Origin of the sequence: Luteibacter sp. Sphag1AF (assembly GCF_014192715.1) — a bacterium.
Taxonomy (GTDB): Bacteria; Pseudomonadota; Gammaproteobacteria; order Xanthomonadales; family Rhodanobacteraceae; genus Luteibacter.
In genome coordinates this window covers 1-25,100 of the sequence record NZ_JACHYH010000001.1, presented here as the reverse complement: position 1 = coordinate 25,100, position 25,100 = coordinate 1, and the positions used below count along the sequence as shown (strand labels likewise).

At 61.2% G+C, this 25,100-nt stretch carries 21 protein-coding genes and 1 pseudogene; 9 read left to right on the top strand and 13 right to left on the bottom strand.

What is annotated here, in order from left to right; all coding sequences use genetic code 11:
• Positions 1-93: 93 nt before the first annotated feature.
• Both FHW69_RS00110 and pilB read right to left on the bottom strand, forming a co-directional pair.
• On the bottom strand, positions 94-1,359 hold the full coding sequence (locus tag FHW69_RS00110) for a type II secretion system F family protein (RefSeq protein ID WP_183420972.1): 1,266 nt from the start codon (positions 1,357-1,359) through the stop codon (positions 94-96).
• Positions 1,360-1,488: 129 nt separating this feature from the next.
• Positions 1,489-3,216 (bottom strand): type IV-A pilus assembly ATPase PilB, encoded by a 1,728-nt coding sequence (gene pilB, locus FHW69_RS00105; protein WP_183420971.1) that lies wholly within the window; start codon positions 3,214-3,216, stop codon positions 1,489-1,491.
• 170 nt (positions 3,217-3,386) lie between these two features.
• Here pilB and FHW69_RS00100 point away from each other — a divergent pair, with 170 nt between their 5' ends.
• Genes FHW69_RS00100 through FHW69_RS00090 form a run of 3 tightly spaced genes read left to right on the top strand, consistent with a single transcriptional unit; the run spans position 3,387 to position 6,471 of the window.
• Positions 3,387-4,241 (top strand): glycosyltransferase family 2 protein, encoded by an 855-nt coding sequence (locus FHW69_RS00100; RefSeq protein WP_183420970.1) that lies wholly within the window; start codon positions 3,387-3,389, stop codon positions 4,239-4,241.
• Positions 4,241-5,452, top strand: a complete 1,212-nt coding sequence (locus FHW69_RS00095) for a glycosyltransferase (RefSeq protein ID WP_183420969.1) — start codon at positions 4,241-4,243, stop codon at positions 5,450-5,452. The genes FHW69_RS00100 and FHW69_RS00095 overlap by 1 nt, the downstream gene beginning before the upstream one ends.
• Complete coding sequence (locus tag FHW69_RS00090; RefSeq protein ID WP_183420968.1) at positions 5,452-6,471, top strand: glycosyltransferase family 4 protein; 1,020 nt, start codon at positions 5,452-5,454, stop codon at positions 6,469-6,471. The genes FHW69_RS00095 and FHW69_RS00090 overlap by 1 nt, the downstream gene beginning before the upstream one ends.
• On the opposite strand, the gene FHW69_RS00085 is transcribed toward FHW69_RS00090, so the two are convergent.
• From FHW69_RS00085 to FHW69_RS00045, 9 genes are all read right to left on the bottom strand, one after another.
• Positions 6,441-7,751 carry an oligosaccharide flippase family protein gene (locus tag FHW69_RS00085; RefSeq protein ID WP_183420967.1) on the bottom strand — a complete coding sequence of 437 codons (1,311 nt, stop codon included), beginning with the start codon at positions 7,749-7,751 and terminating at the stop codon, positions 6,441-6,443. The genes FHW69_RS00090 and FHW69_RS00085 overlap by 31 nt on opposite strands.
• The gene (locus FHW69_RS00080) at positions 7,751-8,602 is read right to left on the bottom strand and encodes a hypothetical protein (protein ID WP_183420966.1); all 852 of its coding nucleotides are present in this window, start codon (positions 8,600-8,602) and stop codon (positions 7,751-7,753) included. The genes FHW69_RS00085 and FHW69_RS00080 overlap by 1 nt, the downstream gene beginning before the upstream one ends.
• Positions 8,603-8,620: 18 nt before the next feature.
• Positions 8,621-8,935, bottom strand: a complete 315-nt coding sequence (locus tag FHW69_RS00075; protein ID WP_183420965.1) for a hypothetical protein — start codon at positions 8,933-8,935, stop codon at positions 8,621-8,623.
• Between the two features lie 19 nt (positions 8,936-8,954).
• Positions 8,955-10,919, bottom strand: a complete 1,965-nt coding sequence (locus tag FHW69_RS00070; RefSeq protein WP_183420964.1) for a hypothetical protein — start codon at positions 10,917-10,919, stop codon at positions 8,955-8,957.
• A complete protein-coding gene (locus tag FHW69_RS00065; protein ID WP_183420963.1) occupies positions 10,916-12,919 on the bottom strand; it encodes a tetratricopeptide repeat protein in 2,004 nt (667 codons plus the stop codon). Before FHW69_RS00065 ends, FHW69_RS00070 begins: the two co-directional genes overlap by 4 nt.
• Positions 12,920-12,955: 36 nt before the next feature.
• Entirely contained in the window at positions 12,956-13,417 is a 462-nt protein-coding gene (locus FHW69_RS00060) for a pilin (RefSeq protein WP_183420962.1), read from the bottom strand.
• A 315-nt stretch (positions 13,418-13,732) separates the two neighbouring features.
• On the bottom strand, positions 13,733-14,170 hold the full coding sequence (locus FHW69_RS00055; protein WP_183420961.1) for a pilin: 438 nt from the start codon (positions 14,168-14,170) through the stop codon (positions 13,733-13,735).
• A gap of 115 nt (positions 14,171-14,285) precedes the next feature.
• The gene (locus FHW69_RS00050) at positions 14,286-15,530 is read right to left on the bottom strand and encodes a hypothetical protein (protein WP_183420960.1); all 1,245 of its coding nucleotides are present in this window, start codon (positions 15,528-15,530) and stop codon (positions 14,286-14,288) included.
• Between the two features lie 140 nt (positions 15,531-15,670).
• Complete coding sequence (locus FHW69_RS00045; RefSeq protein ID WP_183420959.1) at positions 15,671-17,488, bottom strand: peptide MFS transporter; 1,818 nt, start codon at positions 17,486-17,488, stop codon at positions 15,671-15,673.
• A 116-nt stretch (positions 17,489-17,604) separates the two neighbouring features.
• Between FHW69_RS00045 and FHW69_RS00040 the strand changes: the two genes are divergently transcribed.
• A complete protein-coding gene (locus tag FHW69_RS00040; RefSeq protein ID WP_183420958.1) occupies positions 17,605-19,692 on the top strand; it encodes a S9 family peptidase in 2,088 nt (695 codons plus the stop codon).
• A gap of 109 nt (positions 19,693-19,801) precedes the next feature.
• Here the strand turns inward: FHW69_RS00040 and FHW69_RS00035 are convergent, their stop codons facing one another.
• Positions 19,802-20,686, bottom strand: coding sequence for a methylglyoxal synthase (locus tag FHW69_RS00035; RefSeq protein WP_183420957.1), 885 nt, complete (start codon positions 20,684-20,686; stop codon positions 19,802-19,804).
• A gap of 458 nt (positions 20,687-21,144) precedes the next feature.
• On the opposite strand from FHW69_RS00035, the gene FHW69_RS00030 reads away from it, so the two are divergent.
• The 4 genes from FHW69_RS00030 to FHW69_RS00015 all read left to right on the top strand — a co-directional run bounded on the left by FHW69_RS00030 (position 21,145) and on the right by FHW69_RS00015 (position 23,239).
• Positions 21,145-21,720, top strand: coding sequence for a hypothetical protein (locus FHW69_RS00030; RefSeq protein ID WP_183420956.1), 576 nt, complete (start codon positions 21,145-21,147; stop codon positions 21,718-21,720).
• A 143-nt stretch (positions 21,721-21,863) separates the two neighbouring features.
• Positions 21,864-22,103 carry a hypothetical protein gene (locus tag FHW69_RS00025; protein WP_183420955.1) on the top strand — a complete coding sequence of 80 codons (240 nt, stop codon included), beginning with the start codon at positions 21,864-21,866 and terminating at the stop codon, positions 22,101-22,103.
• Positions 22,104-22,250: 147 nt separating this feature from the next.
• Positions 22,251-22,391: a hypothetical protein gene (locus FHW69_RS00020; protein WP_183420954.1), complete on the top strand. Its 141-nt coding sequence runs from the start codon at positions 22,251-22,253 to the stop codon at positions 22,389-22,391.
• 212 nt (positions 22,392-22,603) lie between these two features.
• A complete protein-coding gene (locus tag FHW69_RS00015) occupies positions 22,604-23,239 on the top strand; it encodes a hypothetical protein (RefSeq protein WP_183420953.1) in 636 nt (211 codons plus the stop codon).
• Between the two features lie 65 nt (positions 23,240-23,304).
• Here the strand turns inward: FHW69_RS00015 and FHW69_RS00010 are convergent.
• A pseudogene (locus tag FHW69_RS00010) lies at positions 23,305-24,402 on the bottom strand (IS3 family transposase).
• 146 nt (positions 24,403-24,548) lie between these two features.
• Between FHW69_RS00010 and FHW69_RS00005 the strand changes: the two are divergent.
• Positions 24,549-25,022 carry an RHS repeat-associated core domain-containing protein gene (locus FHW69_RS00005; protein ID WP_343203983.1) on the top strand — a complete coding sequence of 158 codons (474 nt, stop codon included), beginning with the start codon at positions 24,549-24,551 and terminating at the stop codon, positions 25,020-25,022.
• Positions 25,023-25,100: the final 78 nt, after the last annotated feature.

Below are 25,100 nucleotides of genomic sequence, written 5' to 3'. Positions count from 1 at the left end.
GGTGGGGGAGCGGGTCGAACGTGCCACAAAAAAACCCTTCCCTCCATCAGAGGAAAGGGTTCGTATTGTGCCCCGACGGCAAGGCTTGCGTCGTCAGACGGTGCCGGCGAGCTTGAAGATCGGAAGGTACAGCGAGATGACCATGCCGCCGACGAGCACGCCGAGGATGATCATGATGAACGGCTCAAGCAGGCTGCTGAGCGTGTCCACCGCCGTATTCACTTCTTCCTCGTAGAACTCGGCGACCTTGAACAGCATGTGATCCAGCGAGCCGGACTCTTCACCGATGGCCGTCATCTGCACGACCATGTTGGGGAACAGGTTGGTCTGGCGCATGGACAGCTGAAGCTGGTGACCCACGGCAATGTCGTCGCGCATCTGTTTCACGGCTTCGCCGTAAACGATGCTGCCGGTGGCTCCCGATACGGCATCCAGCGCCTCGACCAGCGGCACACCCGCGTGGAACGTGACGCCCAGCGTACGGGCAAATCGCGCGATGGCCGACTTGTGCAGCAGGTCGCCGATGACCGGAATGCGCAGCGACACGCGGTCCATGAAATGCGCGAAGGCCGGAATGCGGTTCTTCGCCATCACCATGGCAACCACGGAGCCCACGATGATGCCGATCACGGCCCACCAGTACGACTGCATGAACTTGGAGGCCGCGACCACGAACTGCGTGGGCGCTGGCAGTTCGGCCTTGGCTTCGGCGAAGGTCTGCTGGAACACCGGGACCACGAAGAGCAGCAGGATCATGCTGACCAGCAGGGCCACGACCAGCACCATGATCGGGTAGAACAGGGCCTTCTTGATCTTGGCCTTGATGCTCTCCATGCGCTCTTTGTAGGTGGCGACCGTGTCCAGCACGGTATCGAGCACACCTGCCGACTCACCGGCATGCACCAGGTTGCGATACAGCTCGTCGAACTGGACCGGGTACTGGGCAAGGGCTTCGTGCAGGGACGCGCCGCCTTCGATGTTGTTTTTCACATCGATCAGCATGTTCTTGAAGCGGATGTTCTTCTGGCCACCGGCGATGATCTCGAACGCCTGCACCATGGGCACGCCGGAGGCCATCATCGTGGCGATCTGGCGGCTGAAGATCGCCACGTCACGCGGCTTGACCTTGCTGCCGGTGTTGCCGAACAGGGGTTTGGGCTTTTCGCGGACGGTCTGGGGATTCATGCCCTGGCGGCGCAGCTCGGCTTTCACCAGCTGGGCGTTCTTGGCCTGCATCTCGCCCTTCATGCGCTTGCCGCGCTTGTCCAGGGCGATCCAGTCGTAAACGACCAGCTTGCTTACTTCGGCCCGAGCGGCGCCGATGGCGCGCGCATTCTTATTTGCGGTGGCGATGGCCATGACGCGGTGTTCCCCCCGATGAACTTGCCCATACGGCCCGCCGCGAAAGCGGGCCGTGGTTACTCTCTAGTGTGTACGCTTTGTGTGGCAACAACTGCTGCCTGGCGCACATCTTAATCGCCTGGCCCATCAATCCTTGGTCACGCGGTTGATTTCCGCGAGGCTGGTAACCCCGTTCCGGCACTTCAGGAGGGCGGAGGCGCGCAGGTCGTTGACCCCGGCTTTCCGGGCGACATCCGCGATCTGCATGGCGTTGCCGCCCTGGAGGATGATCTTCTGGATCTCGTCCAGCATCGGCATGACCTGGTAGATACCCACGCGGCCTTTGTAGCCTTCATTGCATCCGTCGCAGCCCGCGGCCTCATAGAGCTCCATGCCGCTGTCGATATCTTCCTGGGTGTAGCCCTCGGCCAGCAGGGCCGCGGGCGGCAGCTCGATGCGGCGCTTGCAGTCGTGCAGGCGCCGTGCAAGACGCTGGGCGATGATCAGGGTGACCGAGGATGTGATGTTGTAGGGCGCGATGCCCATGTTCATCAGTCGGGCGATGGTCTGCGGGGCATCGTTGGTATGCAGCGTGGACAGCACCATGTGGCCGGTCTGCGCAGCCTTGATGGCGATTTCAGCGGTTTCCAGGTCGCGGATTTCGCCGACCATGATCACGTCCGGATCCTGGCGCAGGAACGAGCGCAGGGCGGCCGCGAAGGTCATGCCGCGCTTGGTGTTCTGCTGGACCTGGTTGATGCCCTCGACGCGGATTTCCACCGGGTCTTCGACCGTCGAAATATTCCGGCCGTCGGTATTGAGGATGTTCAGTGCCGTGTACAGCGACACCGTCTTGCCCGAGCCGGTGGGGCCGGTGACCAGCACCATGCCGTAGGGTTTCTCGATGGCTTCCAGATACAGGTTTTTCTGGACTTCCTCGTAACCGAGCTTGTCGATGCCGAGCTTGGCGGACGAGCCATCCAGAATACGCAGCACGATCTTCTCGCCGAACAGTGTGGGCAGCGTGCTGACGCGGAAGTCGATGGCGCGGGTCTTGGTCAGGTTGAGCTTGATGCGGCCGTCCTGGGGCACGCGGCGTTCGGCGATGTCCAGGCCGCTCATCACCTTGATGCGCGAGGCGATGCGGCTGCCCAGCTTGATGGGCGCCGTGGCCACGATGCGCAGGATGCCGTCCATGCGCAGACGCACGCGGTACACCGTTTCAAACGGCTCGAAATGGATATCGGAGGCGCCGCGCTTGATGGCGTCGACCAGAATCTTGTTGACGAACTTGACGACGGGAGCGTCGTCATTCGCGTTGGCGTCGATACCGGTGGTGGTTTCTTCGTCGCCGTCGCCGGACTCCATGTTCAGTTCATCGAGGCCGCCGTCGTCGAAGCCCTGCACCGCGGAGCCCATGTTGGCCAGCGCGCCCTCGATGATGCGGCGCAGCTGGCTGCGCTCGACGAGGACAGGCTCGACCATGTGGTTCGAGTGGAACTTGATCTCATCGAGCGCGTGCGACTGCATCGGATCGGCGATGCCCACGAACAGGCGCTTGCCGCGCTTGAACAGGGGCAGGGCCTGATGCTTGGTGATGAGCGCCTCGGTGACCAGTTCCAGCGGCATGCTGGCCGGGGCCATCGAACCGATGTCCATCAGGGGCATGCCGAACTCGGTCGAGGCCACCTGGCTGAGCCGGGCACTGTCCACCAGGCCCTGGTCGACCAGCCAGGCGGAGAGCGACGTGCGCTTTTCCGTGGAGTCCAGCACCGCCTTGCGGACGTCGACCTCGGGCAAGACGCCTTCGGAGACGAGTCTGCGTGCCATGCCTGTGAGGCCGGCCATGGTTGGCTGCTGCATTTGTGACGCCATAGTTGCCCGATCCCCCGAGATACGGGCCTGAATCTACTCCAGAATGGGGTTGCGGTCACCTTCGGGAGCGTGAAGAGGGCGTCCGCTGCGCCCGGGACGGGGCCGTGCGGACGGCCTCGTTTCGGGGTACGCCCTTCCCGTATCATTCGCGGGATTGAAGGGGACGTATCTTGAGCCGTATCAGCATTATCCTGCCCGCAAAAAACGAAGCGGCCGCCCTCGCAGCCCTGTTGCCGCGCCTGGCCGCCGCCCAGCCCGACGCCGAAATCCTGGTGATGGATGACGGCTCGACCGATAACACCCGCGACGTCTGCGCCGCGGCGGGCATCCGTTGCGTGTCGGCCCCGTACTCGATGGGTAATGGCGCCGCGATCAAGCGTGGCGCCCGCGCTGCCACGGGCGACATCCTCGTTTTCATGGACGGCGACGGCCAGCATGATCCGGCAGACATCGCCCGTCTGCTTGCCCGTCTGGACGAAGGCTACGACATGGTCGTGGGCGCCCGCGACTGGGGCAGCCAGGCCGGCGTCGGCCGTGGTGTGGCCAATACCTTCTACAACTGGCTGGCGTCGCGCATCACCGGGCACGCGGTGGCTGACCTGACCTCGGGCTTCCGCGTGGCACGCGCGGACAAGTTCAAGGAGTTCCTGCACCTGCTGCCCAATGGGTTCTCGTACCCGACCACCAGCACGATGGCGTTTTTCCGCAGCGCCTACGGCGTGGCCTACGAGCCGATCAAGGCGGCCCAGCGCATCGGCAAGAGCCACATCAAGCCTTTGCGCGATGGTCTGCGCTTCCTGCTCATCATCTTCAAGATCGCCACGCTGTATTCGCCGCTGAAGCTGTTCGTGCCGGCCAGTGCGCTGTTTTTTGCGCTGGGTCTGGCCAATTACGCCTATACGTTCATCACCACCGGTCGCCTTACCAACATGAGCACGCTGATGTGGAGTGCCTCGGTGATCGTGTTCCTGATCGGTCTGGTGTCCGAGCAGATCACGGCGCTGACTTACCGTCGCGCTGACTGATGTCCGGAGCGTCCCGGCCGCATCTGGTCATCGTCTCGTCCACGTTTCCGCGCTGGGCGGGCGATCACGAGCCGGGCTTCGTCCACGAATACGCCCGTCATCTGCTGCCGTTCTATCGGGTGACCGTGCTGTGTCCGCGCGCCCCCGGCGCCGCCAGCCGGGAGACGATGGATGGTGTGGACGTGCATCGTTTCGGATATGCACCGCGTTCGCTCGAAACGCTGGTCAACGAAGGTGGCATCGCCAACAACCTGAAGCGCTTCCGCTGGAAGCTGCTGCTGCTTCCCACGTTCTTCCTGGGCGGCATTCTTGCGCTGCGCCGTATCGTGGCCCGTGAACGTATCGAAGCCATTCATGCCCACTGGTTCATCCCCGGCGGGGTGATTGCGGCGCTGGGAGCCGGGCGCGTGCCTTTCATGCTCACGGCGCATGGCTCGGACGTGCATGGTCTTCGCGGGAAGTGGATGCTGCGGCTCAAGCGCTGGGTTGCCGGTCGTGCGGCGCGTCTGGCGGCGGTCAGCGAACCGCTGGCAAAGGCGCTTGAGCGTGATCTCGGAGACGGTCACGCGGTGGACGTGTTGCCCATGGGCACCGACCTGACCCGCTTTCGTCCTTCCGGCGTGGCGGATCGTGACCCGGGAATGATTCTGTTCGTCGGCCGCCTGGTGCCGATCAAGGGCTGCGACGTGCTGTTGCGCGCGTTTGCGCGTGTTGCCAATACGCATCCTGAGGCACGCCTGGTCCTGGCCGGGTCGGGACCTGAGCGCGAACGTCTGGGCCAGCTGGCCTGCGCGCTGGGCATCACGGCGCGCGTGGACTTCCTTGGCGGCCTGGCGCAGACCGAACTGCCAACACTGTATCGGCGTGCGGGGATGCTCGTGTGGCCGTCCCTGCTGATGCCCGATGGTGAGCAGGAAGGGCTGGGGCTGGTGGTGCCCGAGGCTGCGGCATGTGGCTGCGGCGTGATCCTTTCCGCGCAGCCGGCCATGCGCTGGTTGCTGGGCGATACGTCTGAGGTCTTCGTGGCACCGGGCGATGTCGATGCACTGGCGGCCGCCATGCGTCGACGTCTGGATGATCCCCGTTCGTTCGATACCGTGGATCGTGCGGTGACGGCGCTGGTGACGGCGCGTCTGGACTGGAACAGCGTCGCTGCGGGCTACGCGCAACGCCTGCACGCGATGGCGGCAGGGCAGGGTGGGAGCGACTGATGCACGTATGGATTCCTTCGCTGCGCGCAGGAAGCGGCGCTGACGTTTTTGTGGAGCGCCTGGCTGACGGCCTGAGGGATGCCGGCGTGGACGTCACGGTCGACTGGTTCGATGCGCGCTACGAGTTTTTCCCGCAAGCGCTGGCGCGCGCCGCAAAGCGGCCGGCAGGCGCGGACCTTGTGCATGCAAACGCGGGCTACGCGTTTGCTTTCCGCCGCTTCGGATTGCCTCTGGTCGTCACCGAACATCATTACGTGCTGGACCCGAACTATCGTCCCTACAAGTCGTTTGCGCAGGCTGTGTATCACCGCGCATGGCTGGGGCATTTCCTGCATGCGTCGTATCGCGCGGCAGATGTGCTGACCACGGACAGCGAGTTCACGGCACGCGCGCTGGTCGCGGCCATGCCATCCCTCAAGCCGAAGGTTATCGGCCTGTGGGCCGACTACGAACGCTTCAGCCCCGGCGAGCGCACTCCGCGCGATGCCAATGCGCCATTCCGACTGCTGTTTGTCGGCAATGATTCGCGGCGCAAGGGCGCCGATCTGCTGGCGCCGCTGGCGCAGTCACTTGGCGATGCCTTTGAAATTGTGTGCACGGCAGGCCTGCGCGGTCTGGACGATGCATCATCGGTGCGCAATGTGCGCCGACTGGGACGGCTGTCGCCCGAGGCGCTGGTGCAGGCCTATCGTGATTGCGATGCACTGCTGTTTCCATCGCGCTATGAAGGATTCGGCTATTCCGCGCTTGAGGCCATGGCGTGTGCGCGGCCGGTGGTGGGGTTTGCGTGTGGTGCGGTTGATGAGGTGGTGGCCAATGGCCACAGTGGTGTGCTGGTGCCAGTGGACGATTTGCCTGCGTTGACTGCTGCTATTCAAGCGCTTGCTTCCGACTCTCCGCGCTGCGCCGTTCTCGCGGCGGCGGGGCGCCTGCGCGCAGTCGACGTATTTTCCGAAGACCAGGGTGTGCAGGCGTATATCGGGCTTTATCAAGCCTTGTTGTCGAGTCGCGCGGGGTAATCATTTCCCCTGCGCAGGCGCACGATGGTCAGATAGAGCAGAACAGTGGCCAGAATCACTTCGGTAGTCAGGGTTGTGATTACGATGCCGCCCAATCCGCGTCCCGGCATGATGATGGCGGCAAGCACAATCATGAGCACCACCGCACTGGCTTCGACGCTTGCACGTAATCCCGGATGTCCCGTGCTGGTCAGCACTGATCCTGCTATCAGGCGAATACTGAAAACAAACGGGAAGAGGACGAGCATGTTGGCTGCGGTACGAACAGCGTCGTAGTTTGCGCCGAGGAGCCAGGGCAGAAGCCGGGCAAGTACGAGCATGGCCACGGTGGCTGCGGCGCCATAAAAGCATGTGATGGCAATAAGCTTCTTTGCCAGCGCGCGTATGTCTGCGCGCCTGTTGGCTGCGGTGAGTGCAAACAGGCGTGGCTGGGATGCCAGAACAATTGTCGTCACGGGTGTGGCGAGAGCGGAGCCCATGCGGTAGGCGATGGTGTAGGTACCTGCCAGGGCGGGGGAGCTGAAGCGCAGCGCCAGTGATTTGTCCAGTTCGCCCAATGCATTGCTGGTGAACCAATTGGCGGAGAAGCGGAGCGCCCTTGTGATTTCGCGCAGCGGAATCCATGCGCGCTCTGCCGTGGGATGTAGGTGCTTGTGGACGGAACCGATGGCGAACAGGGTCGCCAGCAGGGATGCCGTCATGTGAAAAAAAGCGTAGTTAAAGAGGCTGTGCTCGATAGGCGCGCTAAGGAAGGCAAGTGCGCCGGCAAGTCTCGCGAACGCCATGCTGGTCGGAAGTGCGGTCGCCCAGCCTACGCGCTCGAAAGCCTGGAATGAAAAGCCCGCCAGGTAGACCAGCGGATAGCATATGAGGTCGGCCGCGCCCAGGGAGAGAACGGCTATCAGCGGTGCAGCGATTCGCAACAAATGTGGCGCGGTGAGTGCGTACAAAAGGAGCAGAACCATGCCGCTGCCTGCGGAAAGCCGGAGTGCTCCCGACCAGTAGCGACTCCATACCCGCGGATCGGCGGCGACCTCTTTGATCAGCAACATGCCTGAACCCAGGCCCGAAAGACCCGCAAGCACCGTCGCCAGTCCTGCAAAGCCCGCGAACATGCCGTAGTCGGTGGGTCCAAGTGCCCGCGCCAGCACGACTAGCAGCACCACCTGACAAAGCAGGCGTGACAGTTGCCAGAAAGTGCCAAGGGCGGTGTGGCGCAGCAAGGGGCTTGCCGCCACAGCTGCTCGCCAATGCACCACGCGGGAGCTCAGTCCGCTCATCAGTCGCGGAACGCTCGAGGATGCCCCGACTTGATCGGTTGCAGGTGATAGCGCACCGGCTCGTAGTGATGTTCAGCCGTATACGGCTGAGCGAATCGCTCGCCAACCTGGTCGCTGCGCACGAAAAATGCGTTGGTTCCCGTCAGGTCGCAGCCCACCAACTTGTGTCCCATTTGCTCGCCCAGATCCGCGAGGCTGGCGAGGCTGGCGCCGAAATGGCTCGTTCCCTTCCACCACTTGTTCGGATCGTACTCTACGATCCAGCGCATGTCGGCGGGGAAAATGGCGTTGTATTCGATGACCGACGCACGTGCCCGCAACGGAGCAAGGGCCTCCCACACGTAGTAGGTATTGCGGTCCACATCGACTGAAAGAAGGTCGACCTCGCGGCCGCTCAGCGCCGGGTTCAGTAGTTCAAGTACGTTTTCAGCGGTGACGAAGCTCTCGATGAGGACAAGCTGCCTCGAGGCAATTTGTTCCGCGAAGTGTTCACGAATGAACGCGCAGTTTGCTTTGGAGCCATCTAGCCACACGCCTGACCAGCCCTCGCGAAGGAGGAGCGCCGTATTGTTCTCAATCCCTCGTCCAACACCAATCTCGACAAAGACTCGCTGCCCTGGGCCAATGCGGCGGAAGATTTCGCGGATGGAGCCGTCTTCGCCATTTTGCGAAAACACTTGATGTTCAAAGCCAGCAAGTGTCAACGGATTTTCGGTGCGCCTACGCGTGCGCAGCTCCGCGATCTGTGTCTCGCGCAAGTTGACCGCCGTGGCAGTGAATCGGCTGATCGAGTAAACAAAGCTGCGTAACTTGCCCAGCAGCGGCAAGGTGACCGACGTGGTAAAGGACATGACGTGTCGAATCCGAAGTTAATGGCTTGTGGTCAACGAAGGCGTCGGCGGAGGCATGCTGGAGAGGCGGGTGGCCAGTTGCGCTATGTCCGCCCAATTTGCGCCGCCGATATCGCGGTAACGCAGTTCGTCCAGTTGCCAGCGCGCGCCACCCTGGTCGCCTGTTGCTCTGAGCATGCGGGCCTGCGTCAGCCGATAGGTCGGTTCGCCGGGCTCGACGGCGACGGCATCCCGAATGGCGCGAACAGCGCTGGCGGTGAAGCGGCTCAGCGAATAGACGAAGCTGCGCAGTCTGTTCAGCAGTGAATGGGTGATGGGGCGGTTGGAAGACATCTTCGTCCAGTTCCAGAAGTTAACGGGCGGCCGACGATGCGGGGGCGGGAGCGTTGGACAGGCTGCGCGCGAGCGCGCCAATGTCGTCTGCCATGGCGCCACCGATGTCTCGACGGCGCAGTTCATTGAGCTGGACCATCGCCTCGTCATGATGCCCGCTTGATCGCAGCATGCGCGCGTAGGTCAGTCGGTACGCCAGCTCCTTCGGCTCCGCTTCCACAGCGTCGTGGATGGTCCGGAGCGCCAGGGGCTTGTCGCCCATGATTGACCAGGCGTAATCAGAGTACATCGCGAGCAGCCGCGAGCGGGGGTGATCGTATTGCAGCGCAGCCGTATAGGCCTGGACCATGCGATCCACCGGCAGCTTGCAGTTGTCGCCCTTGGCGCACTGAGTCAGCGCGCCAAGCGAGCTTTCATCCTGCACGCCGGGACGGCGACGATTCAACTTCTCGACGATGCTGTCCCACCAGCGGGGCTCGATAGGCCGATTCATGCGGGCCCTCATGAAGATGAGCGCCTGCTCCGGAAGGATGGATGAGTCGGGCAGTTTCGCCGAGCGTTCGAGTGCGTGTTCGGCGGGCAGGATCAGCGGAGAATCTGCCTTGTACTGAGAGAAGATGATGTACGTGCGGCCCAGTTCATACTGCGCGCGCGGCGATTGCGGCGCCCGGTTGGCAAGATCTTCAGCAAGACGCAATGGCTCAGCCCATGCCCACGACGTGGCTGCCGTCTGCGCGCACCACAGGAGCATGAGCACCCCAAGCAACAGTGCGCGGGGCTGGAGCTTCCCGCCTTCGCTGCCGTGCTGCGGTGCCGCCAGCAGCAGCGGAACGAGTGCGAGCAGAACGCCGAAACTGGCGAAGTAGTTGCGATGTTCGTACACCAGCTCCAGCGGGAGCAGCGTGCCGGTCAGGAGATGGCAGCCGAAATAGAGCAGGATGCCGGCGGTGACCAGTCGCGCGCGGTTGCGGCATACCCAGGCGAGTGCGATGAGCGCCGCGATCACCACCATCGAGATCAGGGTCGATACGGGCGAGAGAAAGCCGGTCGAAACGACGAAATCATCGTGGTAGAACGACAGCCAGTTCGGCAGGGGCAGAAGCGTCCAGCCGATGTAGTCGACAACGATGCGCGCTTCGCTGAGCAGGCGCGTGGACATCGTGAAATTGCGGCTTGCCCACGCGCCCGGAATCAGGAGCGGCGGAAGCAGCCAGCTCAGCGCCGCCACGAGGGGAACGCCCAGAAGCGCGACGTACGTTACCCATATGCGGCGGGCATGAAGCTCGCCCTCCGGCGCCCAGACCCGACCACGATAAATCGTCAGTTCCAGAATGAAGGCGTACAGCGGAAGCAGCGCGGCCGTTTCTTTGGAGAGCAGGCCGATGACCGCATAGAACAGCGTCCACGCGATGGCACGGGTAAACCCGAAGCGGACATGTCCGGCTATCATGCGTCGCCGGATCGCGGCATAAGCCATCATGCCGGCGAATACGGCAAGGTTCGCCAGACTTTCCATGCGCTGCACGATATACAGCACGGAGGTCAGGTTGATGGGCAGTACAGCCCACCCGAACGCGACACCCAGTGCGATGAGCGGCGCGCGTGACGCCTGTGAAGGCGAGCCTGCGTCTTCGATGAGGCGACGCGCCAGCAGATACGCGAGCGCAGCGTTGGCCAGGTGAATCACCAGATTGGTGAGCTTCATCCAGAACGGGTCGAGACCCGCTGCCAGGAAGTTGGCCGCAAAACTCAAGGATGCGATAGGACGTTTGAGTTCGCTCGACGGCGACGAAAGAGCACTGCGAATCAGCGAGCTGACATGGGCGTCCGCTGGCTGAACGCCGTCGTTGTCGACGATGTTCGGGTAGTCGTCAAACAGAAAGCCGCCGCTCAGGCCGGGCCAGTAAATGGCGGCCACGATAATCAGCGCAATGAGGCCAATGATGATCCGGGTTTTGCGGGAATCGGTGAAAACGTGCTTCATCGCTGTCTCGTTGCCGCATCGCTGACCAGAACCTGGCGCAGATGCGAAAGCTCATGTTGCCAATAACCCTGACCTTGCAGCACGCGTTCGTGCAGCCATGGCATGCCTTTGCCAGGGGAGACGGGGCTCGGTTTCAGCGTCGCGAAGTAGTCCAGGTGCGCGATGCCCTGCGAAGGATAGCCTGAGCGGCCCAGGGTTGCGGCCTGTTCCAGCGCGACGGCAACTTTCGGGTCGTCGGTCAGTGCCCGGTTGAATGCCTCCAGGGCGGCGTCCGGCGCGTCCTGCCGGAGTGCCAGCAGGCCCTGCAGATGGGCCACATCCTGGCGCCGTCCCGGATTTTCGGCGAGCAGCGGGCTGTCTGATGCGGCACGAAGCAGGTTGCCGATGACGGTCAGATCCATTCCTGCGCACCGGCCGGAAGCCGCCTGCTCGATAGCGGGCGTGAACCATCCGGTGAGCAGTGCGCCCGGATCGCTGCGCATGCCGCGCAGGCTGCTTTCCGCGCTGGCGATGACGTCGCCACGCAGGCGATGAATGGCACGGCATGCCGTGTCGATGCGGTTGAGCTGGATTTGCGGCTCGTTGGCGAAGCGGTTGTCCAGTGGCGACAGGCGTCCCATGGCGCGCGAGTACAAGCCGGCGTCGGACTCCAGTTGCGCAGCGTACGCTTGCGCGCGCGGGGACGCCCAATTTCGGCTGGCCCAGTCAACGGCTTGCGACAATGGCTGGCCCCAAAGACTGGCATTCGTCCACGTGACGACGGCCAGGCCACCCAGAATCACGGCAGCAAGCAAGGCGGCCGGAACGCGGTACGGGATGCGTGCTATCCCCACGCCTATGGGCCAGAACATGAGCATGGCGGGCAGGTAATTGCGGTGCTCGAAGTAAAGCTCCAGCGGAATCGTGGTGGACTCCATCGCGTGGCCCGCCAGAAAAAACAGCACCGGCAATGCCAGGATTGCGTAACGCCTGCGCCCCATCCATGCCAGCACGCCTGTGACAAGAACCGCCGCGAGGGAGACCGCCGTTGATACGGGCTCCCATAGCGAGCGCGATGCGACGATGTCGTCATGGAAGAACGTGCCGACGCTGTCGCGAAGCAGCCATAGTCGGGCGGCGTAATCAACAAGAATGCGAGGTTCCGTCAACAGCCGCTGCGTCGTGGACCATCCACGGCCGGGAAGCGGATCGACGGCGAACGCCACGGCAATGAGGCCGATCAGTACAAGGCCTGCGCCCGCCATTGCAAAGACACGTACCCCTCTGTTGAAAGTGAGCAGCGCAAGCTGCTCGCCGCATGGCGCGGGAAGGCACGCGCTGACGACGAGGATCAGCAGGGGAAGGAGGATGCCGTTTGCCTTGGAAAACACGGCCAATGCCGTGACCACCACAAGTACGGCAAGCATTCGGCCAGTGTGTTCATGGCCGGTTTCCTGCACCACGCGCCGCGCGCGAAGCCACACCCACAGGCCAAGCGCCACGAAGGTCGTCGACAGCATGGCCTCGCGCTGCACGATGTACAGCACGGTGGAAACGAAAAAGGGGTGGAGCAGCCATATGCCCGCGCCCATGGCGGCGGCGATGGCGGCCTTGCCTGGCGCAAGCAGTGTCGCGCGACCAAGCTCCAGCAGCAACAGGAAAAGCAGCGCGGCATTGATGCCATGCAGGATCAGGTTCGTGCGCTTGAACGGCGCAGGTGATGCGGGCCAGTTGCGTGCGTCGACAAGAAAGCTGGCCATCGCCACCGGACGCCCCGCGGGATCGGCCTTGCCCGAGGTCAGGTAGCGAAGCGTGGAGGCGACATCATGCACCGGGCCTTCGGCGCCCAGGGCGGGCAGGTTGGCGGCATCGTCAAAGAGAAAGCCGCTGTTCAAGCCGGGGCGGTAAGCGAGCCAGGCAAGGATGAGTGCGGCAAGCAGGACCAGCGCGGCGGGCCACGTCTGCCTGAATATGCGGTGCGGTGCCAGATGAGCGTCCTCAAAAAAAGAAAAGGGCCGCATGACGGCCCTTTTCGCAAAGCATGTACCACCGAGAGCTTACTTGCGGCAAGCGGTCGGCAGGTAGGCTTCGTCGACGGTGGTCTTGGTCTTGCCACCGGCGGTCGACTTGCAGTTCCACGTGATCACGCCGCCGGTGTCGAAGGCCGACAGCACGACAGTCTTGCTGTTGATCTTGTCGTTGGCGTCCTGCGGGGCCTTATTCGCGAACGTGGCAACGATCAAGCCGTTCGACGCGTCCACGGAAGCGACATACTTGCCGCTGATGGACGTGGTCCCGGCAAGGCCGGCGGACGCGTTTTCAGTGGGCCAGTGACCCTTGTTGTTGTAGAACTCCGAGACAGCGGTCTTGGCGCCGTCAGCGAGGTTCATGCCTTCCGACACCTGGGTGCGGATGATGTAATTCTGGTACTGCGGGATGGCAATGGCGGCCAGGATCGCGATGATGGCGACGACGATCATCAGTTCGATGAGCGTGAAGCCCTTCTGGATATTCTTCATGGAGTTTCCTCGTACTTGGGTTAGCTAACCAAAAAAAAAGTGATGCCCCCTGAGCCCTAGTCCCGAAGTCGTCGTTCAGACCCCGAGTACTCCCTCACTTGCTTTGGTCAGGAACGACCAGGAAGCTCGCCGCAAAGCCTGCATCTTGCATGCCATTTCGCGACCGGCGTATTCCCGCATAATGCAGGCTTGCAGATTGTGCCCGGTGTCACGATTGATGAGCAACAGGAATATTTCGTGGATTCAGCAGTTTAATCGGGTTATCGCAAAGTGACATTAATCGTCTAAATGTGACGTGGCGCGTCACGTGTTGCTTCAGCTTGAGCGGCACGCGGTGGGAAGGTAGCGCTGGTTGATCGTCCCTTTGCACGTCCAGCTGATCGCCCCGCCTGTGTTCAGGGGGGACATTACCAGCGTGGTGTTTTTCAGTGAATCGTTGGACTCATTCTGTTCGTAGGCAATTTCGATGGTGCCGTCGTTCTGGATCGCTACGGACGACACGTACTTTCCGCTGATCGAGGTGGGGCTGGTGAGTCCGGCCGAGGCATTCGAGTGCGGGAAAACGCCCTTGTCGCTGGTGAATTCCCAGACAGCAACCTTTGCACCTGACGCAAGAAGGAATCCTTCGCTGGCCTGCGTACGGACGATGTAATCCCGGTAGGCAGGGATGGCGAGGGCAGCAAGGATTGCAATGATCGCGACAACGATCATCAATTCGATAAGGGTAAAGCCGGTGGAGCGCTTCGGTGACATGGACTGGATTCCCCTGGAAACGAGCGGAATCGAGCACGTTCTGTACCAAAGAAGCTCACCAGATGACGGCACACATGCAAAATGTGACCGTCGTCGCTCAGATGGCTAAGATGGCTCAGTGTGCAGGAGCTTCCGTCAAGCCGCGCTGTTTTCGGCGACGCACCCATTGCGCAGCGAGCGCCATCCCGTACGTCGCCATGATCATTTCTGCTCCGCGAAATGCAATGGCGTAGCGGGGCTCAGCCTGAAGGATCGTGTAGACGGCTGTTACAAAAATCAGGACGGATGCGATGCCAAAAGCCACCGGTTCCTTCGGGCGGCAAAGGCTGGCCACGCAACCCAGCAGCGCCAGGCAGGCGAGTAGCGGGTTGAGCACGTAGATGAGTGCCGCCAACGCCCGAAGCGGAGCCATGGTCCGGAAGGGTGAGTTGACGGTCGGGTACACATAGATGTCGCCATCACCCATCTGGATGTCCCAGCCCCACAGCAGGGCGGGTTTGCTTGCGTACCAGCCTGCATATCGAACCGGATTGTCCGCAAGGCGATGAAGGACGGCGTCATAACCGGCTTTGCGGTCGGTGCCGATGAGGTTCACTTCAGCGTCGATTCGCTCAAGCGTGCCGTCGTCGTGGCCCGGATTGAGGTAATGAGTGCGATAAGCGGAATGATAGTCAGGCCACGAACCCTGCACGAAATTCATCGCTGCCCGGCCGCCAGCCGAGTCCTGCGAAGCAAGGGCTGCGTTGCGCAGGAGCCACGGCGCACTGAACGCGAGGCTGGCAACGAGCAGCGTGATCCAGACAGGGCGCCAGGAGCGAAGCCAGATGAAGCCTGCAATGGCGAGCAGTGGCGCAACCGGAAGTACCACGGCGTTGGTCAGGGCTGCGCACGTGAAGAACGCAGCACCCCCGACCGCCCACCCTTTGCTGCGCCGTGCCGTCGCTTCGGCAATGCACGCAAAGGCCGCTGCCAGCAGAAATGCGAAAAGCGATTCGCTGACGATGTATATGGGTAACGTCACCGAGTGTGGCCATACGGCCATGAGCATACCCGCGGCGACCAGCCAGTGAAGCGGCAGCCAGCGCCGTGCAGCCAGCAGATAGCACATCACCGTCAATGCACCGAGGATGCACTGGGTCAGCATCACCGCCTGATACCAGGGGCCGAATTCAGGAGTGGCCTTGATCTGCATCGCCAGAATCAGCGGATAGCCGGGATCGCGAAAACTGTCTGGAACAACCGGCTGGGTTGTGTCGCGTGCCTGCTTCGAGAAAACGCCGTGCTCGGCGATATTCCACGCGTAATTGATGTATTCGCCCGCATCGCCGCGAACAGGATGATCCACATAAGCCTGCGTCATGAATCCAAGCCGGAGCGCCAACGCCAGAAGCGTAAGAGCGGCTATCCAAAGCCACGTTCGGCGCGTGGTGGGTTCGTGCATCGTGATCATTGGTGTCCTTCCCCTTGGCGCGGGCACTCTAGCGGAAGTGCCCGTGTCCGTCACTTCTCCGGCCGATGCATCCACCGCCGCAACCAGGGCGAAGCCATGAACGCCAGCGCTGCGCAGCCTAAGCCAATCCACATCAGCAACCAGAAAAGGTGCTCGTACTTGCCAGCGGCTTCCACCACGTTGAGTGACTGGCCGTCCACCACATCAATGGCCGCCAGCTTGCCGAACAACGCCGCCAGTGCTTCGGAGAATGCGGTGGCCAGGAACCAGGTGCCCATCATCAGGCTGACCACGCGCGGCATGGAAAGCTCCGTCACGGCCGAGAGGCCTACCGGTGACAGGCACATCTCGCCCGCTTCCAGAATGAGGTAGGCACCCACCAACCACCACACACTGGCCATGCCGCCCGTGAGGCCGGCGTGCTGTGCGGCCAGTGCCAGCGGAATGAAGCTCAGTGCGGCAAACAGCAGGCCTGCGGCGCTCTTCGCCGGCTTCGACGGATCGCGGCCCATGCGGCCAAGCCAGCCCCACAGGAAGGTGAAGAGCGGTGCCAGCAGCACAAGGAACAAGGCGCCAAGATAAGTGAGTGAGCCGGCCGTCTGCGGAAGAATGACCAGATCGCGGACCAGCAGCACCAGCATCAGCGTGAACACGCCACCGACAATGATGCGTGGTGCTTTCGACGCAGCATGCTTGTCCGAAAACCGTGCCGACACCACGAACGAGGCGGGCGCCAGCACCAGCGATGCAATCGACCACGGGGCCTGGCTGAAGAACAGGCCGACATTGGTCCATGTGCTGGCCGTCCACGCGATGGGCTCGCGGGCGCGAACCATGGCAGGGAACAGGTCCTTGGTCAGCAGGCGGTCGGTAAAGGCCACCCACGAGCCATAGGTTTGCTCGTAAAGCGTGTAGAAGATCAGCGCCATGAAAATCAGCACGATCAGCGAAATCATCTGCTGACGCTGCACCTTGTTGCACTGGGTGGTCACGAACCACACGAACCAGCCCAGCACCACAGCCAGCACTACGAGCATCAGCATGAGGGCCAGCGACACGTCGCCGCCCAGCGAGAAGGCGCCGTTGACGGCCGCCCACATCAGGGCCGCGATGGGCAGCAGGCCTGCGAGTGCGCCGATATAAATAAGTGCTTCGCGCGGCACGCCAAGTACGCGCTCGCGCAGCTTTTCCGGGTGCGGCGGCTCGGCATGGCCCTGCAAATACTTCTTGCCCCACAGGAACATCGCCAGGCCCAGCAGCATGCCGATGCCGGCGGCGCCGAAGCCGTAGCGCCAGCCCAGGGTCTCGCCGAGGTAGCCGCACACCAGCGACGCGAACAGCGCGCCGAGGTTGATGCCGGCATAAAACAGGCTGAAGCCCGAGTCGCGCCGGGGGTCATTTTCCGGATAGAGCTTGCCGACGATGGTCGACACGTTCGGTTTCAGGAAGCCCACGCCCATGATGATGAGCGACAGTGACAGGAAGAACATGCGCAGGGCGCCTTCATCGCGCACCACCACGCCGTCCACCATCTGCGCCGCGTGACCTTCGATGGCCATGCCTGCATGCCCGGCCACCAGCAATAATCCGCCGAAAATCACGGCCTTGCGCATGCCCAGCCAGCGATCCGCCAGTACGCCGCCGATGACCGGCAGGCAGTAGACCAGACCGCCGTAGGCGCCAATCAGGTCATAGCCGGAGGCGTCGGTGTAACGGTGGTACTTGGTGAGATACAGCAGCAGCAACGCCTTCATGCCGTAGAAGGAGAAGCGCTCCCACATTTCCGTGAAAAAACAGACGTACAGCCCCTTGGGGTGGCCGAAAAGCTCGTCGTGGCGGGGCAGGGGGCGTGCTTGCGTTGCGCTCATTCATGGATCCGAGGGTGGCGGCATCCGGGGATTATGCCAGCCCGGCCGACTTGCGCCGCGCCGCCTGTGGACTTACCGTCGCTGCCTGCCTTTTCTTACGCAACAAGGGACAACCCATGAAGCCTCTGTTTGCCGCGCTTGCCCTTGCGCTCGCGGCTGGCCCGGTCTGGGCCGCGGATTCTGACTCCGCCGCCGTCCATCCGTTCTCCATCCGCGACCTGGTGATGATGGACCGCGTGGGCGACCCGCAGCTGTCGCCTGATGGCCACTATGCCGCCTATACCGTGCGTGTGACCGATTACGCGGCCAACAAGGGCCTGACCTCGATCTACGTGCTGGACCTGGATAAGGGCGGCGCGGCGGTGAAGGTTGTGGAGAAGGGCTCGTCCCCGCGCTGGGCGCCGGATGGCCAGTCGCTGTTCTACACGGCCGCAAAAGATGGCGTGACCCAGCTGTGGCGCCGCAACCTCGGCGGCACGGGCAAGGGGCTGGCGTTGTCCGCTGGAGCCGGTGATGCGATCACCGATGCCCCGCTCGACGTCAACAGCTTCAAGCTGTCCCCGGACGGCTCCAAGGTGCTGCTGACCTTCGATGTGTTCACCGACTGCGCCGACCTGGCCTGCACGAAGGAGCGCCTTGACGGTCGCGAGAAGGACAAGTCCACCGGCACCGTGTACGACAAGATCTTCGTTCGCCACTGGGATACGTGGGCTGACGGTCGTCGCGCGCAGTTGTATGTGGCCGATGTGACCGCCGGTTCACAGCCGCTGCTGCTCTCTCGTGGCATTGACGGTGACGTGCCGAGCAAGCCGTTTGGTGGCGACGATGAATTCTCGTTCTCGCCCGATGGTCGCACCGTGTATTTCGATGCGCGCATTGCAGGCAAGAGCGAGCCGTGGTCGACCAACTTCGACGTCTACAGCGTGCCCGTGGATGCATCCGCCGCACCCACCAACCTGACCGAAGCCAACCTGGCATGGGACGCGAACCCGCTGCCCTCACCGGATGGCAAGACGCTTTACTACACGGCGATGAAGGACCCGGGGTCCGAAGCAGATCGTTTCGCCATCATGGCGCTGGATCTGGCCAGTGGCAGCAAGCGCGAAGTGGCCCCGTCGTGGGACCGCACGGCCGGAGCGCTGCAGATTTCGCGCGATGGCAAGACGCTGTACACCACTACCGACGACAACGGCCAGCATCCGCTGTTCGCCATTGATGTGGCAACAGGCAAAGTCACCACGCTGGTGACCGATGGGTCGGTGGGCGCATTTGACGCCCGCGGCGCCAACCGCCTGCTGCTGTCGCGCGACGACCTGAAGCATCCGGCTGACCTCTACACCGCCGACCTTCACGGCAAGGGTCTGAAGCAGGTCACTCATTACAACGCGAAGCGCATCAAGAGCGCACAGACCGGCGACTTTGAGTTCTTCACCTTCAAGGGCGCCAACGGCGACACCGTGCAGGGTTATGTGGTCAAGCCGGTGGGCTACAAAAAGGGCAAGACCTATCCGGTCGCCTTCATCATTCACGGCGGCCCGCAGGGCGCCATGACCAATAGCTGGAGCTATCGCTGGAACGCGCAGACGTACGCGGGTCAGGGCTTCGCTGTGGTGACGGTGAACTTCCACGGTTCCACCGGCTACGGTCAGGCGTTCACCGATTCCATCTCGGGCGACTGGGGCGGCAAGCCGCTGGTCGATCTGCAGCAGGGTTGGAAGGCCGCACTCGGCAAGTACAACTTCCTTGATGGCGACCGCGCCTGCGCACTGGGCGCCAGCTATGGCGGCTACATGGTCTACTGGATCGCCGGCGTGTGGAACCAGCCGTGGAAGTGCCTGGTCGATCACGATGGCGTGTTCGATGCCCGCGCCATGTACTACGACACCGAAGAGCTTTGGTTCGAAGAAAAGGAAAATGGTGGCACGCAGTACGACCACCCGGAAAACTACGAGCGCTTCAACCCGATCAACCACGTAAAGGACTGGCGCGTACCGATGCTGGTCATTCACGGCGGCAAGGACTTCCGCATCCCGGAAACCCAGGGCATGGGCGCATTCACGGCACTTCAGCGCCGCGGTATCCCGAGCCAGTTCCTGCACTTCCCGGACGAAAACCACTGGGTGCTGAAGCCGCAGAACAGCGTGCAGTGGCACGAGACGGTGAACGCGTGGTTGAAGCAGTGGACGGCTAAAGACGCGAAGTAAGAGGGAAGAGGCGGTGACATCAGTCACCGCCTTTTTTCCGTGCGGCCATAAAGACGCTTGAGCCGCTTGCAATGTGCCATGAATGGCGAGGTTGCACAGACGCTCGCGCTTACGTGGGATCGCGCAGCTGCACACGCAGGCAGGCGCTTTCCGCCCAGCGAAATGCCGGCTTTGCAGACGTGATGCATACAGTCTCGTATGTGGTGGCAGCGACAGCGCGCTCCAGAAGCTGGATGTCCGCTTCATGTTGGTGCGCTACATGAGGGTTCTCAAGGAAGACAACGCGTTGGCAGCTTCGCTCGAAGATGCGATTCGCAATTTGCGCATCTCCTCCCATCGGGCCGCTCTCGTAGCATGTGACCCAAGGGGTTTCATGTGACCAGCCAAGGCGCGTGGCCAGTTCGTTGAGAATGTCTCCCGTGGTGGAGGTTGCGATGCGTAGCGCGAACCGGCACAGGAGATTGAAGTGAGTGGTGGCGAACTCCAGCATCGACGCCTTCATGGCGTCGTGTGCAATCAGTGCGATGCCTTGTTCGGAGAACGCATGGAACCTGTCGGCGTTGGGGTTGCCGCGCATTCCCATTGCGATGCGCTCGGTTTCGATCCAGTCCTGCGCAGAGGCGACGGTGGACACGAACGGTTTCTGATGCACGACGCATTGGCGTCGAAGTGCTATTGACTCGGGGAACAGGGAAGATCCGTCGACCGGGTTGACCAGGTAAATGATCCCGTCCAGTGCTTCGCGTGAGGGACTGGAGTCAGCGATGCCTGCGACCAGTTTTACGAGACCCCCGTTGTGTCCGCTGGGGTAACGCACCAGTCCCGGATAATGCTTCAGCAGGCCCTCGCGGACAATTGCATCGTAGGTACCCCCAACAGCACATAGCTCCAGATCAAGCTCGCGAATGCCTGTTTCGCAGCTACGAATCCAGCGAAAGAGCGCAGCATCCGGCGTGCTGCGGTGCAGGTGACTGGCAGCCAATCCGAGACGCACAACGTAAGCCTCTTGGGCAGCGATTGCCCATCTTCCCTGCGTCGATAACGCAAGTGGCAGATGCTAGAGCGGACTGCCTGTTCGGCGAAATAAGCCTTCGGTTGTAGGGCGGGGGCGGATGATCGGGGGTTGCAAGGATCGAGCGAGATTGACGCCAATTCGCCGCTGCGGATGTGAGCGCTTCGCTCATCTTTGATCGGCATTCTTCGCCGCGAAAATGTTTCTTCTTTGTGACTGTTAAGTCATTCACAAAAACTGACGTGAGTCGCGAGGTGTAGGGGAATGCCTACAGACTATCGGCAATGCCTGCTCTAATGTTTTCCGCAAGGATATGGACAAGAAGAGCAAAATGGCGGCTCTGGAACGCACTACCATTTGCAGCTTCACACGGTGCCAGGTGGGCAGCCAGGCATGCCTCCCGGTGTTCAACCGCACCAAGGGCAATTCAGGGATAAGAGTTGAAAATTCAAATAGGTGTCGTCATAGCTTTGCTTTTTTCTCTTGGGCAAGCTCGCGCGCAAGAGAAACCTCCTTTGCCCTTTACGGACACTGGAAGTTGTCCATTTGAGTGCTGCACTTATGGGGATTGGCACGCAACGAAGCCTGTTGATGTTCATCGGAGTGCATCAATCGATTCACCTATTGCGTTCCGAATTGCACAGGGTCAGTTGATCCATGCGGTCACCGGTGTCGTGATAACTACGCAATACGGAATAACTAAGATTCTAAAGCCGCTAAGAATTGGCTATACCCGTGATGGCAAGTCTCCTGGGCTTTCTTTGGAGGCCGGTGATGTCGTATACACATTGCATTACTCCGGCGAGGCAAGTGACCTGTTTTGGTATCAGGGTAAAACTTACACGGATCAAATAGACGTACCTGAAGATGCGTTTGGAAGTCCGCCAAACGCATCAGCAGTGCAAGTTGTATCGAGGCCTAAGTACGAATGGTGGGTGAAGATTCGTGATGCAAAGAACGGCATCGGCTGGACAAAAGAAACGAAAAGTTTTTCAGGCGCGGATGCCTGCGAATAGCGCGACGGCTGATACAAGGCCAACCACGCACCAAGAAATTCGGCACGCCCCTGCAAGTGTTTTTGGCAGCCCATTGGCGCGGTCTCGGCTAGCGACCCTGTGTTCGGCTCGATCCCCATTGAAAATTTTGCGGAGTGACCCCGATGAAGTATTGCGATGGCCAGGTTAGTCAGCTAGGCGACATCGTTTCCTTGGGTGGAAAGCTGGGCACGGTAGTTAGCGATATCGACGGTGGTCAATATGGGATTTCTCCAGAATATTCGGCCGAACAGTGGGCGTATCTTGGAGCAGGCGTCATGATCGAATTTGAAAGTTACGGGCTCATTCATTACATCGAGCCCGAGCACGATTTGGTGCTGGTCCACCGTGCCGAGAGTAAATGACGTTTGATCGGGTGGGTTATGGGGGCAATGCTTCTCGACATCATAAATCCAGTCTACGAAAGGTATCCTCAGATCAAACCGCCACAGTTGGACTAATGGGGTAGAGGTGAGTAGCGCTACCGATGTCACGTGCGTGGGGAGAAGCTGATGAGCTATGCCACCGACGATGCCGAGAGATCGAGCGCCTGCGAAATCCTCTACGCGTGCCGGGCAAGATCGCGACGGATATCCGGCAAGAAGCGTCTCGCGGTCTCCCTGACGCGCGACGCCTCGCCGACCTGGAGCTGACAATGCCCACGATGTAGCTGGCGGCGAGGCACCCGCGGGTAGTGGGTACAGCAATGTTCGGGACTGGTTTGCGGCCACTAACCCCAACACGCTGTACATCGAGCTGCCTGGTGCGTCAGAAGATCAGGGAACGATGCAGGTCAACGTTCATACCCCGGATGGAATGCCTTGTCCCACAGGCACAACCAGTCTTTGATGAGGAGTATCCGGCTATGACGAAGTTATTCTCATTTGTAATGCTCTGGGTCTCCCTGGCTCTTTTTGAGATCGGCTACGTTCGAGCTGAGTCGACTGAGTGGCCGGTTATTCGTGAGGAGTCGGGCAGCATCTCCTTCGATAAGCCCTCCGAAGCGGATTTCGTCAAGGACGTAAGAAGCTTGGACGGTCGTCCGTTGTATGAGTTGCGATGCCGAAGTGGTGATCTCGATGACGTGGGTGACTTCAACTATTCGGGCTTACTTCAGTGTCGTCTGTCAGAGATTAATGCACCACGCGAAACGCCCAGGTCGCTTCTATTTGAAGATCGCGAGGCGACGTCTGACTGGGACGGTCGAGGGCGCTTCATGCTCAATGACGTCATAGGCACTTGCGGACGTTATCCGGACTTCGGGGATACGCGGATCTATCGGGTGCGGGGTATGCAACTGACTCTGAGAATCGAGGATGTCCGTCTGCGCAAATCCCAAAATGGCGAAGTATCTCCAACATCCTTTGTATTCTCGTATGCAGTGAAGTCAGATCGACAAGCAGTCGGGGCACTAACCGAGAGGCCAGTGACAAAGGAGCCAACGTGGTTTAGTGGTGAAAAGTGCCTCGATGACGCGAAGGCCACTCTTACAGGCAAATAGCTATGGCTATGTGTAATGACCCAGCACTTCCTGCACAGGTCATGAAGCGTCCTCGTACTTTCGAGTCATCTGGAAATAGAGGTGGTTGATGATGCCATGGCGTAACGGACGGGCGACAGGCCACCGAGAGGGCGATGTGGCCGGTCATGGTTGTAGCGGTGCTGCCAGTCTTCGGTCATGCGTCGGACTTCGGCGAGCGTGGTGAAGACGTAGCGATCCAGCACTTCGGTGCGGAAGGTGCGGTTGAAGCCTTCGATGTACGCGTTCTGGGTGGGCTTGCCTGGCTGGATGTGCAGCAGTTCGACGCCATGCCGTAGAGCCCACTGTTTGAGGGCCGCGCTGATGAATTCAGGGCCATTGTCTAATCGCAGTCGTCGCGGTGCGCCGCGAAGCTCAACGAGCTCGTCCAGAACGCGAATGACGCGTTGCGAGGGCAAGCTCGTATCGATTTCGATACGTAGCGACTGGTAATTGAAATCATCGTCGACGTTGAATGTGCGGAAACGGCGGCCCGACCATAGGGCGTCGCTCATGGAATCAGCCGACCAGGTGTGATTAGCCTGCATGGGAATCTCCAGCGGTTCGCGGGTGCGTTCGGACCAACGACGCTTGCCACGACGTAGAAGGTTCAGGCGCAAGCCCACATAGACCCGCCAACTGCGGGTCTTGCCAAAGCCCTGAGGCCGAAGCGCCTGGTCGAACAGCAGGCCGAAGCCGTGACCCGGGTTGCCTTTCAGGTGTGCCTCGATGGCGGTAAACGGCGGGCCATTGTCGCGCACCCGTGATCGGTAGTGGCGCGCCGAACGCGATCGCCTCGGCGCGCGATCCGCACGCCGTGCACTCAGACCATGATGGGTTTGCATCGCCAGACTCAGCTCCAGTCGCCGAGCCTGGCTTAGAGCTTTCGCGACAGGACATCCTTCAGCGCGTGGTGCTCCAGTGCCAAATCGGCGTACATGCGCTTGAGCCGCACCAGCTCGGCTTCGACATCCTTCAGATGCCGCAGCTGCGACACCTCCATGCCGGCGTATTTGTTCTTCCAGACATAGTAGGTCGGCATCGCTGATGCCGTGCTTACGGCACGTTTCGGCCACTTTCGCGCCAGCCTCGACTTCTTTAAGGATGCGCACGATCTGTTCTTCGCTGAATTTCGACTTCTTCAAATAGAGCTTTTTCTGGAGGAAACTCTACTTCTATCAACGAGGGCGCTTCAGATGCAATTGGATACAACGGTCGCAACCGGATGACGGTGGTTCAGCGGGGCGGCGCGACTGTAGGAACGTACGCATACAACTAATTCGGTCAGCGGATCAGCAAAAACGCGGGTGGCGTTGTCACAAGATTCGACTATGACGAATCGAGCCGCATGATCAGTGAAACATCGTCTCCTGGGTCACGCAGCTACGTCTATCTGGACGGTTTGCTTGTCGCTACAAGTGACGTTAACGGCAGCTCAACAAAAATCTCGTTCGTATACGTCGATGCCTTGGGATCGCCGCGCGTTGTTGCCGATGCTTCGGGCGAGATTGATTGGCGGTGGGGCGACGCTGGCAATGCATTCGGTGAAGTCGCTCCCGTGTCTTTGAACGGTTTCACACTCCATAGTCGCTTCCCCGGCCAGTACTTCGATACCGAGTCGGGCCTGAATTACAACGTCAACCGCGACTACGCGGCGGCGGCGGGCCGGTACATCCAGAGCGATCCTATTGGCCTTCAGGGGGGCGCGGGCACGTACGTGTACGCTCTGGGCAATCCTTTGGTCTTTTTGTCGACCCCCCGTTAGTTAGTGCCAACCATAACCCGAGGTTGCCGGGTCGTTTTGCTGCCTGAACTCGGCGGGTGTCAGCCCGCCGAGGCTGTC

Bases quoted from the DNA above. Each gene is read 5' to 3' on its own strand.
- FHW69_RS00085 (WP_183420967.1), bottom strand. From the start codon at position 7,751: ATGAGCGGACTGAGCTCCCGCGTGGTGCATTGGCGAGCAGCTGTGGCG.
- FHW69_RS00050 (WP_183420960.1), bottom strand. From the start codon at position 15,530: ATGACGCAGGCTTATGTGGATCATCCTGTTCGCGGCGATGCGGGCGAA.
- FHW69_RS00060 (WP_183420962.1), bottom strand. From the start codon at position 13,417: ATGAAGAATATCCAGAAGGGCTTCACGCTCATCGAACTGATGATCGTC.
- FHW69_RS00090 (WP_183420968.1), top strand. From the start codon at position 5,452: ATGCACGTATGGATTCCTTCGCTGCGCGCAGGAAGCGGCGCTGACGTT.
- FHW69_RS00055 (WP_183420961.1), bottom strand. From the start codon at position 14,170: ATGTCACCGAAGCGCTCCACCGGCTTTACCCTTATCGAATTGATGATC.
- FHW69_RS00075 (WP_183420965.1), bottom strand. From the start codon at position 8,935: ATGTCTTCCAACCGCCCCATCACCCATTCACTGCTGAACAGACTGCGC.
- FHW69_RS00020 (WP_183420954.1), top strand. From the start codon at position 22,251: ATGAGCTATGCCACCGACGATGCCGAGAGATCGAGCGCCTGCGAAATC.
- FHW69_RS00040 (WP_183420958.1), top strand. From the start codon at position 17,605: ATGAAGCCTCTGTTTGCCGCGCTTGCCCTTGCGCTCGCGGCTGGCCCG.
- FHW69_RS00110 (WP_183420972.1), bottom strand. From the start codon at position 1,359: ATGGCCATCGCCACCGCAAATAAGAATGCGCGCGCCATCGGCGCCGCT.
- FHW69_RS00070 (WP_183420964.1), bottom strand. From the start codon at position 10,919: ATGAAGCACGTTTTCACCGATTCCCGCAAAACCCGGATCATCATTGGC.
- FHW69_RS00015 (WP_183420953.1), top strand. From the start codon at position 22,604: ATGACGAAGTTATTCTCATTTGTAATGCTCTGGGTCTCCCTGGCTCTT.
- FHW69_RS00045 (WP_183420959.1), bottom strand. From the start codon at position 17,488: ATGAGCGCAACGCAAGCACGCCCCCTGCCCCGCCACGACGAGCTTTTC.
- pilB (WP_183420971.1), bottom strand. From the start codon at position 3,216: ATGGCGTCACAAATGCAGCAGCCAACCATGGCCGGCCTCACAGGCATG.
- FHW69_RS00025 (WP_183420955.1), top strand. From the start codon at position 21,864: ATGAAGTATTGCGATGGCCAGGTTAGTCAGCTAGGCGACATCGTTTCC.
- FHW69_RS00065 (WP_183420963.1), bottom strand. From the start codon at position 12,919: ATGCGGCCCTTTTCTTTTTTTGAGGACGCTCATCTGGCACCGCACCGC.
- FHW69_RS00080 (WP_183420966.1), bottom strand. From the start codon at position 8,602: ATGTCCTTTACCACGTCGGTCACCTTGCCGCTGCTGGGCAAGTTACGC.
- FHW69_RS00095 (WP_183420969.1), top strand. From the start codon at position 4,241: ATGTCCGGAGCGTCCCGGCCGCATCTGGTCATCGTCTCGTCCACGTTT.